Origin of the sequence: Phytoactinopolyspora endophytica (genome assembly GCF_004138495.1) — a bacterium.
Classification (GTDB): domain Bacteria; phylum Actinomycetota; class Actinomycetes; order Jiangellales; family Jiangellaceae; genus Phytoactinopolyspora; species Phytoactinopolyspora endophytica.
This window is the reverse complement of the sequence record NZ_ML142852.1, coordinates 67672-79254: the sequence shown is the minus strand read 5'-3', so window position 1 is coordinate 79254 and position 11583 is coordinate 67672. Positions and strand designations below refer to the sequence as shown.

Here is an 11583-nt window from a genome sequence, read left to right as displayed (position 1 = left end):
CGGTGGTCCCGGCCGCAGGGCCCTGCGGTTTCCTGGTCGCCGGTGCCGTTGCCCAGCTCCCTCCCGGACACCGCTGCCGAGGTGGCCCGGCGATGCGACGCGTTCTCGCTCGTCGTCGACGGTGGCGAGGCCCACCTGCACGCCGGGATCTCCGGGGCGGTGCCGATCTACGTGGACGATGGCGCACCGTCCGGGCACGGGTCTGCCGGGGGCGCCGTGCATTTCTGTTCACGGGTCGAACCGCTGGCACGCACGCGTTCGGGAGCGCTCCGCCCCGACTGGGACGCATGGGCACATGTGCTCGCCGCCGGTGGCCCGCTCGACGGGAGGACGACCTTCGAGGGCATCCATAGGATGCAGCCGTGGAGCCGGATCGGCGTCCACCAAGGGTCCGATCCGGAGCTGACGACGGCCGGCTGGCCCTGGCTCGACGTGCCGAGCGCCGGGCCGGCGGATGAGACCCGGCTGGACGCTGTCCGGGACGCCCTGGCCGCGGCGGTCACCGAACTCGGTTCCCGGGTGCCATTGACGTCGCTGCTCAGCGGCGGCTGGGATTCGCGGATCCTCGCCACGCTGGCGGTCCGGGCCTCGTCTGGGCCGGTTCGCGCGTGGACTACCTCGTCGGACACCGGCACCGTGATGGAAGAGCTGGTGGCAGCCAAGGTAGCCGAGCATCTGGGGCTGCCCCACGAGGTGGTGGCGCCGCGGCGGGACGGGTTCGCTGCGGATCTGGACCTTTTCGCCCGGTCCGTGGACTACCAGACCTCCTTCCACGTCTGGCTGGTCCCGCTGGCACGTGCATTGGTCGGGACCAAGGGTGCGGTACTCGACGGGCTCGGGGGAGGGCTTTTCGTCGGCGGAGCGTTCGGCGACGACGACACGGACCGGCCGGTATTGGACAAGCGGTTCGACTCTCTGGCGCGCTACCTCGACGGGGCGGAGGAGATGCTGCATCCGCGGGTTGTGGCACAGCTGCGCGAGCGGACCCGTGCCGGCTTCGAAAGCATCGCCAAGCCGTTGGCCGACCACCCGTTCGCGAGTACCTTCACCGCGTATCTCACTCGGACATTGCCGGGAATCAGCCTCGCTCCGTACGGCCTGATGGCCTCGTCCGCGCCGGTAGCGACGCCGTTTCTCGACGACGGCGTCGTGCGCGCCGCGCTGGCCATTCCCGCGGAGAAGCATGCCGACGGGCGCCTCTACCCGGAGTTGCTGCGGACGCTCGACGGCGAGCTGGCGGACCTGCCTACCGCCTTGGACCTCACCTCGCGGCCCCGGCGGCACCCCCGCCGGGTGGCATCCGTGGAGGCTGCGGAGCACTTCCGTGAACTGCTGACCCGTGATCCGGTTCGGCGGCTGCTGGCCCCTGGGCTGGCCTCGGCGGAGGTTGACGTCTGGCAGGGGTACCTGAACCAGACCCGCCCCCAGCACGTGATTCGTAGCCTCGCGACGCTTTCCCTGTGGCTGGAGGAGTACCGGGACGTCTTGGGTGATATCGGAGTAGATGAGTTGATGGAGGGGATATGAGCGGGCGGTACGAGCCTATCGGTGACCTGCGGCCGGACCGCGGCCCGCGCGGTGACCGCCCGGTTCTGGTGCCCGGGAAGAGTGCGGGCGGCCCGGATCGGCTCGACGGGAACGTCGTCGACGCGTTGATCGACTGCGAACACAGCGGCGCCGCGACGGTATTGCTGGCCGGCGAGGCCGGTGACCTGGACACGCCAGTGGCGGCGGTCTGCCGGTATGCCGCCGCCGCTCAGCCGGACGTGGCCGAGGAAGCACGCCGGCGATTCGGCGTGGAGCGCGTGTACGCGGTCGACTCAGTGGATCTCGCCGACGCGGGAGCATGGGTGGGACGGCTACCCAGGGAACGGAGGGACTCGGCGCGCTGGCGGCGGGGCGTCCGTACCATTTTCAGCCGGATCACGACGTCTCGGACATGATGTGGAAAGATTCCCTGTCGGAGCTGAGGCAGTCTGATACCCACACAGAAGGTTTGATGACGAGTAGAACGACGACGTTCGACGTCCTGATGGCCACCGACGGGCGTTTCCCTGGGGGAAACACGTCGAGCGTGGTCGAGGAGATCGAGGCGCAGTACCGCGCTGGATACCGTACGGGCCTGCTGCATCTGCCGTCGCCTGTGCTGGGAAAGCCACGCCGGTTCGCGCCGAAGTTGCAGCGCGTTCTGGAGGAGGGAAAGGCCGAGCTCGTTCTCGGCGCTGACCGGGTCGAGGCCGGCCTGCTTCTCGCCCGGCATCCCACGGTCTTCACCGACCTGCCGCATGACCTGCCGCGGTTGGAGGTCGGGCAGGTCATCCTCGCGGTCAACCAGGTCGCGTCCGACGAGCGAGGTGTGGTGCCGTACTACGACGTGCCGCACGTCCATCGACAGATCGAGCGTCTGGTCGGCCAGGAGGCGACGTGGGCACCGATCGGTCCGCGGGTCCGCCAGTCGCTGGAAGAGCATGCCGGAGGAGTTCCGCTGCTCCCCTGGGACTGGGAGAACGTCATCGACGTGTCCAGCTGGCACGTGGAGCGGAACGGGTTCGTCGCGGACCGTCCGGTGATCGGCCGGCACAGCCGTGGGCACTGGAGCAAGTGGCCGGACACCAAGCGCGACCTCCTCGCCGCGTACCCCGCCGATCCCCGGTACTCGGTGCGCATCCTGGGCGGGACCCATGCTCCGCAGGACATCCTCGACCAGCTCCCGGCCAACTGGGTGGACCTGCCGTTCAACTCGGTGCCGGCGCGCGACTTCCTCGCCACGATCGACTTCTTGGTCTACTTCCACCACCCAGGCCTGATCGAGGCCTTCGGCCGGGTGGTTCTGGAGGCGCTGTCCGCGGGCGCGGTCGCCATCGCGCCGCGTTACCTGGAGCCGCTGTTCGGCGACGTGTGCCTGTACGGGACCCCATCGGACGTTCGGCGGTACGTCGACGAGCTCTACTGCGACTGGGGCGCCTTCGCCGAGCGGTCCCGCGCGGGTGTCGAGCTGGCCCGGAAGCGGTTCAGCTACGAGACGCACGTCGAGCGGCTCTCCAAGCTCATCGGCGACCCATCGGCTCCTCCGGCAGAGGGTGGCCTGGCGTCGCGGCGTGGAACCGGCGAGGGCGCCGGCGGGTCCGAGAGCCCCACGTCCCGGGCGGCGACGTCCGCACGGTCGCAGTCAGCGCCGCGTACGTCCGTCGAGGCGCCGCCGAGCCGGACACTCGTGGTGGATCTGCGCCGCGACACGGGCGGGGCCGACTTGCTCCCCGGCGTCGTCGCGCAGGCAGGCGGTGAGTCGTCCCTGTGCGCCGTGGTGGTGCCGGCCTGGCGCACGCCAGAGGTGCCAGAGCGGACCGGCGCCGCCCCGGATCGGCGGCGCTCCCGTTCCACACGTTCGAGATCGGGATCGATCGACGGCGCAGAGGTGCTGGTCGAGACGTTCCCATGGGTGCTGGCCGAGCTCTCTGCGACGGAGCGCGGCCGTTACCTGCGGCACCGGCTCGCCGGACTGCTCGCCTCCCACCGGCCGGACCGGATCGTGGTGCTCGACGCCGGCGGGCGCGACACTCGCGTGGTGCTCGACGCCGTCGGTGATTCGGCCGTCCGGGTGCTGCTGGTCCATCGGAAGACGGCGAACCCACCGCTGGAGACCGTCGACCGGACGCCGTCCGCCGCGCGGTCCCGACAGGTGGAACAGCCGGGGGCCGTGCAGATGGCTCAGGCGCTCGAAGGGTCGTTGCCGGACGAATGGACCGTCTCGAGGCTGGCCGTGCGGTCCTCCAGGAAGTCGGGGACGCGGCGCGGCAAGCTCGCCCGCCTGCGCCGGAAGGCGCCGGCCTGGGCCCGGGTGTGGGCCCGCCGCACAATGAGCACGGCACGACGGGGACGGGTCCGGTTCCTGGAACGTGCCGCGCCGACCTCGGGCTTGATGTTGTTCGAGGTGGCGGAGGCTGAGCTCGGCCTGCCCGTGCGGGCACCGGTGACGCATCCGGCCCCGGAACGGCTGCCGATCGCGCTGCTTGTCGCGCCCACCGCGGATGTGGACCCAGAGCAGACCTTGCGAGCGATGACCGAGCGTGCACAGATGACCACGGCGTTCCGGCCGGTGGTGCTGGCGCCCCCATCCTGGGTGGACGAGGCCGCGGGGTTCGACGTCACTCTGGAGACGCTGGTGCCCGAGGCACGCTGGACTTCGGCTTATGGTGGGGGGTGGAGCGAGTACCTGCGCCGGCGGGTAGCCGAGACATGCCGGGTGATCCAGCCCGACACGGTCGTCTTCGCTGAACACACGATCCCTCCGGCGGGTGTCGCCGACCCGGCCGGGCCGACGTGGGCTCTGGCGGCCCTGGACGTCATGGAGACGGCGCAGACGCGTCGCCGAGCATGACGTTTCGCGGCACCACGGCCATCGGTGCGACCATGGCGGCGCACGAGAGATGAAGAGGGAAAGACCAGATGGGTAAAGTTCTGACGAAGGCGGCGTGGGCGCGGGGGCGTGCACGAGTCGCAGCCCGCCGGGTGCGCAAGCTTCCGAAGAGAACGCGTCAGCGGTATCGGGCTGGGCAGCTACGGCTGACGGCGATCCGTAAGCTCGTCAAGAAGGAACGCGAGTGGGAGGCGCCACTGCGCATGCGTCGGCCGCGATGGTGGCTTAAGGGCTTCCTGTCGCGTAGTGCGATCCTCTACGACCTGGATCATAACGATCCCGCCGAGTACGTCTCCGACCTTCAGCGCGTGTACCGGACCAAGCGGATGGTGCATGAGCGGCTCCAAGACGTCATCAACAACAAGCTGACGACTCACCTGCTGCTCGGGACGATGGATATCCGCTCCGCGAAGCTGCTGGGTGTCTATTGGCGCCAGGCGATCCACTGCTTCCCGGGCGAGGAGCGGGTGGAGCTGCCCGAGTACCTGGACAGGATCGAGCCCGAACGGCAGGTCTTCTTGAAGGTGCTCTCCGGTGCCGAGGGCAAGAACATCTTCGCGGTCAAACGCCTCGACGAGTCGAGATGGAGCGTCAACGGCGAGGAGATGGACCTCGATCGCACTGTCGAGGTGTTCTATGCACAGAAACGGCCACTCATCGTGGAGGAGGGCCTGGAACAGCACCCGAAGCAGAGCGCGCTGTACCCGGACACGGTTAACACTATCCGGGTGCTGACGATGATCGACGTGAACGACGGGCACCGTCCGTTCATCGCCATGGCGGTGCAGCGCATCGGGACGCGTAGCTCGGAGCCGGCGGACAACTGGAGTCGTGGCGGTCTGAGCGCGCGGGTGGAGCTCGACACGGGCCAGCTGGGGCGCGCCACACGGTTGCCGCTGCGGGACGAGGTGGAGTGGTTCGACGCCCATCCCGACACCGGCTCCCCGATCACGGGGGTCGAAGTCCCGTACTGGCCCCAGATCCGCGATCTGGTCCTGCATTCTGCCCGGGTGCTCTCGTTCATGGAGTACGTCGGATGGGACATCGTCGTGACGCCGGACGGCCCTGTCGTGCTCGAGGCGAACATCAACACTGGGATGAACGTGCTCCAGGCGCACCAGCCGCTGTTCACGGACCCGCGTGCCCGCGCGTACTACGCAGAGCGCGGTGTCATGACCGACCTGGCGCTTGAGCCACCGGCGGTCGACATCGAGGAACCCATCTGACCGGAGAGGCCGGCGCTGTGTAGCGGGCCGCCTGCCGACGCGATAGGTGATCACTACGTGCCCAAAACCGGGCAACCGGGCAATGTCGTGACAAGACAGCCATGATCAATGCGTGGGTGGTGCGGTAACGTTCGGAGCATGATGTCGCCGTTGCTCGGGGTGCTCGGAGGGATGGGCCCCGCCGCTACCGCAGACTTCCTCGCGAAGCTTGCCGCACATACGCCTGCCGATCGTGATCAAGAGCACATTGCGACCATCGTGTACTCGGATCCGACGACGCCGGACCGCTCGGACGCGATCCTGGCCGGTGGCGATAGCCCGCTGCCGGCCATGTTCCGCGGCGTCGCCTTCCTCGACGAGGCGGGCGCGGACTTGATCGCGATCCCCTGCAACACGGCCCACGCCTGGTACGACGACCTGGCCGCCGCCACCATGGTGCCGGTGGTGCACATCGTCGATGCGGTCGCGGCCCAGGTGGAACGTGACGCGCCGGAGGCCACCACGCTTGGGCTGATGGCCACCGACGGCACCGTGCGGTCAGGTATCTACGAGAAGGTCCTGGCTCAGAGCGGACGCAACGTGATCGACCTGACCGACCTCGGGCCGGACAACCCGGTCATGGCCGGCATTCGCGCTGTGAAAGCCGGGTCGCTGGAGGGCGCTCGCGATATCCTGAGCAACGCGTTGCGAGAGCTGGTCGGTCGCGGTGCGGAAGGCATCATCTATGGGTGCACGGACGTGTCGGCCGTCCTCGAGATCCCGCCCGCGGGTAGCGACGTGCCTGCATGGGACGCGAACGACGCGCTGGCCATCGCCTGTATCAACCGGTTGCGCGGCTGATACGGGGTCGTCTGTCCGCCTCAGAATCTGCCGGTGAGTCAGCGTTCATGTAGGGCTGCAGTGTGACCTGGCGGCAGGTTCGCTCTACAATCGCCGCTGGCGTATCCTGCGCGAACGGGATGCGCCGGCAGGGCCGCAGAGGAAGACCAGGAGAGGCAGGGCATGGACCACTCAGGGGGAGCGCTTACGGTCACGCGCGCGCACGGTATCGCTTACCGTACGCCGGGCGGCGGTAGCGGGCAGTCGAAACAGCCTTCCCGAGGGAACTACCTCGTCAAGCTGGAAGCGGCCACTGCGGACGGACGGCAGCTTGCAGGGCTCGGAGAGTGTCAGCCGCGCGGCAGCGAGACCGGAGACCGCGGCACGGCGTCGTGGGAGTTCCTCCTCGAATGCCTGGCGGCGCTCGAGCGCCGCCCATTGCCGACGGCCAGCCGCGACGAGGCGGTGGCGACAGTCCGTGCGGTGATGGATGAGCTGCACGACGCCGCGCGAGCGATACTCCCCGAGCGGACCGGCTCCACCTCGATGAAGAAGACCATGCGCGGCTGGGCACGGCAGCTGGCGGGCAAGTCCGGCCGCCGGGACGATCCGCGGCCGTTCCGGGGCACGTTGTACGGCGTTGAGACGGCGCTGCTTGACTTGGCCGCCCGCAGCCTGGACATATCGGTAGCGGAGCTGCTCGGCGTACACGTGGAGAAGGTGCCGGTGGCCATGCCGCTGACCGGCCGGTCCGGGGTGGAGAAGAACCTCGCCGCTCTCCAGGAAGCAGCGGAGAGCTACAGCGGCAGCGACGACGAACCGCTCTGGATCGACCTGAAGGGCTCGCTCTCGCCGACCAACGCCTCCGAGTTCGTGCGGTCCGTGGTTCGAGAGATCTCTGTGCGGAAGCTGCCGCGGCAGGTCGTCCTGGAACAGCCGGTCCGCCCTCGGCATCGCCAACAGTTACCTTCGCTGCAGCGGAAAGCGAAGACGGCGGCCGACTCCTGCGGGCGTCCCGGCGTGGACGTGCGGATCATGGCCGGTACCTGCGTGTGGAGCCGGCAAGGGTTGGAGCGGCTGATAGCCAAGGGCGGCACGGGTGCGCTGAACATCCGGCCTGCCGCGGTCGGTGGGCTGTTGGCCAGCATCGAGCTTGCCCAGGTGGCGCTCGCTGCGGACCCGGACATCCGGATCCATCTGAGCCAGGCCGACGGAGCCGGCGAGATCTCCACGGCGGTCCTGAGCAACCTGGCGGTGGCGTTGCCGAAGGTCCACTCAGTGGCCACCGGCGACGACGCGCACCAGGTGACGGTGCCCTCGAGCCCCGGGCTCGGCGTGGGCATGCCGTACGAGACGATGATCGACCGGATCAGCGATTACGTGACGGTGCCGGCGCAGCCGGAGGTGGAGCAGCCGGGTCCCACCCCCAACGTGTACGACGAGGTCCCCTATCTCCAGCCACTCGGACCGAACGGTACGAAGGGTCACCTGCTGGAGCGGGAGGCTCTGGCCCTGGGGCTCTCCACGACCCGGTACTCCAAAGGTGCGTTCGTGGCGACGGACGAGGTACACCCGTCTCTGGTCTTCAAGTGGAGTCGGTCGCCGCTGTCCAGCGCGGTGTCGCTGGCACTGTGCACGCATAAAGAAGCGACCCGGATGCGGTTGCGCCGCTCCGGTGTCCCGGTGCCGAGAGGCAGGACCTTCACCAGCGGCGACTACGGCTCCGCTCGGGCGTTCGCGGAGCGGGTGGGCTACCCGGTGGTGGTCAAACCCGCGATGGGCGTGCGTGGTATCGGCGTCGTCGCCAACATCCACACCCAGCAAGAGCTCGACCTGGCCTTCCGCCAGCTCGAGGACAGCAAACTCGGCAACCAGGACTTCATCGTCGAGCAGCACGTGACCGGCCGGGACTACCGGATCGTGGTGGTGGGCGACGAGGTCATAGCGGCCATCCTGCGTGAGCCGGCCTCGGTGGTGGGCGACGGTCAGCGCTCCGTCGCCGAGTTGATGGTGCGCAAGAACCTGGTCCGCCGGCTCAACCCGCACCTGTGGGGACGACCGATCAAGTACGACGACGCGGCGCGCTACCAGCTGCAACGTGCCGACATGACACTCGACTCGGTGCCCGAGGTGGGCCGACAGGTGCTGCTGTCGAATTCGTGCAGCCTGTCCCAGGGCGGTGACTCCATCGATGTGCTCGACGAACTGCACCCGTCGATCAAGGAAGCGTGCGTGCGTGCGGTCAAGGCGGTTCCCGGCCTCGCGTTCTGCGGTGTGGATTTCCTCCTGGAGGATCACACCAAACCGATCGACGAGCAGCAGGCGGGCATCTGCGAGCTGAACGCGCACGCCGCGATCGGTAACTGCGAGTACCCGCTCTATGGGGAGCCACGCGAGGTGGCCCGCACGTTCATGCGTGAGTGCGTCGAACGGTACCGCCTGGTCACCAACGGTGAGAGGGCGGATACCTTGGCGCTCAAGCTGACCATCAGGGGCAAGGTGACCAAGGTCGGATACCGGCTGTGGATGATGCGCCGAGCTCGGGCGTTCGGCGTGAACGGCTGGGTCCGCAACGTCAATGACCGCACTGTCGAGGCGGTACTGGTCGGTGAGACCGCGCCCGCCAGCGCTCTCGCTGCAGCGGCCGTACTGGGTTCGAAAGACGCTCTGCCGACGTCGGTGACCACGGTCCATGTGGTCGCGCCAGAGGTGGACGGGTTCAAGATTGTCGATCAAGCGCCGCAGGAGCTAGTCCATGTCGGTTGATTCTGCCCAGATGTCCGCCGGTTCCGGTACGGACGGGGTCCCGTCCGAGGTCCGCGACGGGTATGAAGTCCACAGCGCTGCGCTCCGCCGCGGGCTGGATGTGGTGCTCTACCCGCGGCAGGTGATGATGGTCGTCGGTGGCGACGGAACTCCCGGCGACACCGAGCTCGCTTTCGTCCACGGAATCCCGCGGTCGTCGACGCTTGGGTCGGTGACGTACGCACAGGACAAGCGGATGCGCCGCGCGATGCTGGAGCGTGCGGAACTGCCGCTGCCCAGGGGCGCGACGTTCTCCGTGGGACGCGGCATCAGGGACGCCAAGAACTTCGCCGAACGTATCGGCTACCCGGTGGTGGTCAAGCCCGCGATGGGCGACAACGCCATCGAGACGTTTCCGGACGTGCAGGGCGAGGAACAGCTGGACGCGGCCATCGACTACTTGATGACCCCGCCCACGGAACGCGAGACCTTTGTGCGAGCCGCCTATGCGCTCACGGAGCTGCGCGAACCCGGTGAGGAGGAAGGACGCATCGTTGTTCCTCCCGGTTACCGGTTCCTGATCGAGGAGCACGTACGCGGCGACTATGTCCGCTTCCTGGTCGTCGATGGGCTCGTGCGTTCCGTTGTGCACTGTCCAGGCCCGCCGGCGGTGACCGCTGGCGAGGCGGGGCGGGACATCCTCGGCGAGGTCCACCCCACGATGCAGCAGCTGGCGATCGACGCGGTCCAGGCATTGCCGGGGCTCGGGGTCGCCGCCGTGGACATGGTGGTGACCGACTATCAGCGGCCGGCAGCCGACCAGGGCGTGTGGATCGTCGAGCTGTCCGAGCGGCCGGGCCTTGCGGTCCAGGCAGATCTCTCTGAGGATCTGAGCCAGCACCTGGGTGACGTGATTCTCGACCATGGCGCCGAGGTGGGCGGCCTGCCGCTCAACGTCGCACAGGATGATGTCGCCGTCGAGTTCCATGCTGAGGCGATCCCGGACCTGGACGGTGCGGTCACCGCACTGGCGGAGACGGCTCGGGAGTTCGGCCTGACCGGCCACATCGGTGTGACAGACCGGGTCGAGGGGGTAGCCGAGGGCTTTGTCCAGGGCTCGGCCCGGCATATCGCCCGGCTATCCGAGATGCTGCTCGATGGACGCCTGAAGGAGCACCGGGCGATGCTGGTCGAGGAGCGTCAGCAGGCGCGGCAGACGCTCGACTCGTTCGTCGTTCGTACGTAGCTGAAGAAGAGACGTAGCTGAAGACACTCCAACGCGGCCGGCCTGCCCTGGGGTGCTTCAGCGCTCAGCGGCGTAAGTGTGCCGTCAGCGCATACCCGTACGAGTCGTGTTCGCGCTGGAACTCCTCCCGGAAGGAGTCGGGGACGTTGCTACGCGCGGCGAGCAGTGTCGCCACCTCTTCGAACTCCTCCTCGGTCACGGGCCGGGGCTGGTATCTGACCAGCCGGTTGTCGGTGACGATCGGGTACAACCTGAGCACGATGTCCCGGTGGCTGACGGTAAGCCGGGTGACAAGGCTGTACGGCGGTGCCCCGAGCTTCTGGTACCGGCCCGGACTGTTGAAGACGAAGTTGCCGACGCCGTGCACCACCCAGCGGCCGGATAGCTTCTCGATCTCTTGCATCATGTGGCTGCCGTGTCCGAGCACAAGGTCCGCGCCGGCTTCCGTCAGCCGCGTCGCCACATCCGCCTGCTGGTCCGAACGCCACTGGTAGTCCCGCCGCCAATGCACGCAGACCACAACGAACTCGTCCGGACGGCGCTCTTTGGCCTGCTGAACACGCCGCAGCAGTGACGTCATCCGCAGCGGTGCGCATCCAGGCTGATCGGGGCCGGCGTATGCGTTCATCGTGTCCCGGAACAGCCGGCCACCCCGGAAGGCGCTGTAGACGCGCAACCGAAAGGTCTCGGTGGGTGTCTCCGAGTTGCCGGTAGCGAGTTCCGCACGAGCCCGGAACGGCCGCGTGGCCGCGGTGGAGTCGAGCCCGGCTCCGACCGTGATGATTCCGTTCGAGTCCAGAGCGTGGAGAGTGTCCAGCAGTCCCTGCTGCCCATAGTCTGCCGTGTGGTTGTTCGCCAGCGTGACCACGCCGATGTTCCGGGACGTCAGCGCCTGCGGCGCCTGTACCGGATCGGATCGATGCAGCCACCGCCTGACCCCCTCGAACGGTGAGGTCGTCAGGGCCGTCAGCGGCGTTTCCAGGTTCGCCACGACCACGTCGGATGCGGACAGCAGCGGATCGAACCGCTCGAAACCGTACGTGTACCCGTGGTCCTTCAGAACATTGCCACGGCCTCTGCGCTCCTCGTTCTCCTGATAGTTCTCTCCGAACCCGGTGTCTCCGACGAAC

General features: G+C 68.2%; 8 protein-coding genes. 7 read left to right on the top strand and 1 reads right to left on the bottom strand.

Annotated elements, in window-relative coordinates; genetic code table 11:
- From ELR45_RS08720 to ELR45_RS08690, 7 genes are all read left to right on the top strand, one after another.
- The coding region (locus ELR45_RS08720; RefSeq protein WP_205856264.1) for an asparagine synthase-related protein at positions 1 to 1527 on the top strand (1527 nt) is incomplete at its 5' end.
- The gene (locus tag ELR45_RS08715; protein ID WP_129665215.1) at positions 1524 to 1943 is read left to right on the top strand and encodes a hypothetical protein; all 420 of its coding nucleotides are present in this window, start codon (positions 1524 to 1526) and stop codon (positions 1941 to 1943) included. The genes ELR45_RS08720 and ELR45_RS08715, both read left to right, overlap by 4 nt.
- A 56-nt stretch (positions 1944 to 1999) precedes the next feature.
- Positions 2000 to 4378: a glycosyltransferase family 1 protein gene (locus ELR45_RS08710; RefSeq protein ID WP_129665213.1), complete on the top strand. Its 2379-nt coding sequence runs from the start codon at positions 2000 to 2002 to the stop codon at positions 4376 to 4378.
- 68 nt (positions 4379 to 4446) lie between these two features.
- Positions 4447 to 5643: a sugar-transfer associated ATP-grasp domain-containing protein gene (locus ELR45_RS08705; protein ID WP_129665211.1), complete on the top strand. Its 1197-nt coding sequence runs from the start codon at positions 4447 to 4449 to the stop codon at positions 5641 to 5643.
- A gap of 138 nt (positions 5644 to 5781) precedes the next feature.
- Positions 5782 to 6483 carry a cysteate racemase gene (gene cuyB / locus ELR45_RS08700; RefSeq protein ID WP_165367612.1) on the top strand — a complete coding sequence of 234 codons (702 nt, stop codon included), beginning with the start codon at positions 5782 to 5784 and terminating at the stop codon, positions 6481 to 6483.
- A gap of 162 nt (positions 6484 to 6645) precedes the next feature.
- The gene (locus tag ELR45_RS08695; RefSeq protein WP_129665207.1) at positions 6646 to 9228 is read left to right on the top strand and encodes an enolase C-terminal domain-like protein; all 2583 of its coding nucleotides are present in this window, start codon (positions 6646 to 6648) and stop codon (positions 9226 to 9228) included.
- Positions 9218 to 10453, top strand: coding sequence for an ATP-binding protein (locus ELR45_RS08690; RefSeq protein ID WP_129665206.1), 1236 nt, complete (start codon positions 9218 to 9220; stop codon positions 10451 to 10453). Before ELR45_RS08695 ends, ELR45_RS08690 begins: the two co-directional genes overlap by 11 nt.
- A gap of 64 nt (positions 10454 to 10517) precedes the next feature.
- Here ELR45_RS08690 and ELR45_RS08685 read toward each other — a convergent pair.
- Positions 10518 to 11583 (bottom strand): CapA family protein (locus ELR45_RS08685; RefSeq protein WP_165367611.1); only part of this gene is annotated, 1066 nt, incomplete at its 5' end.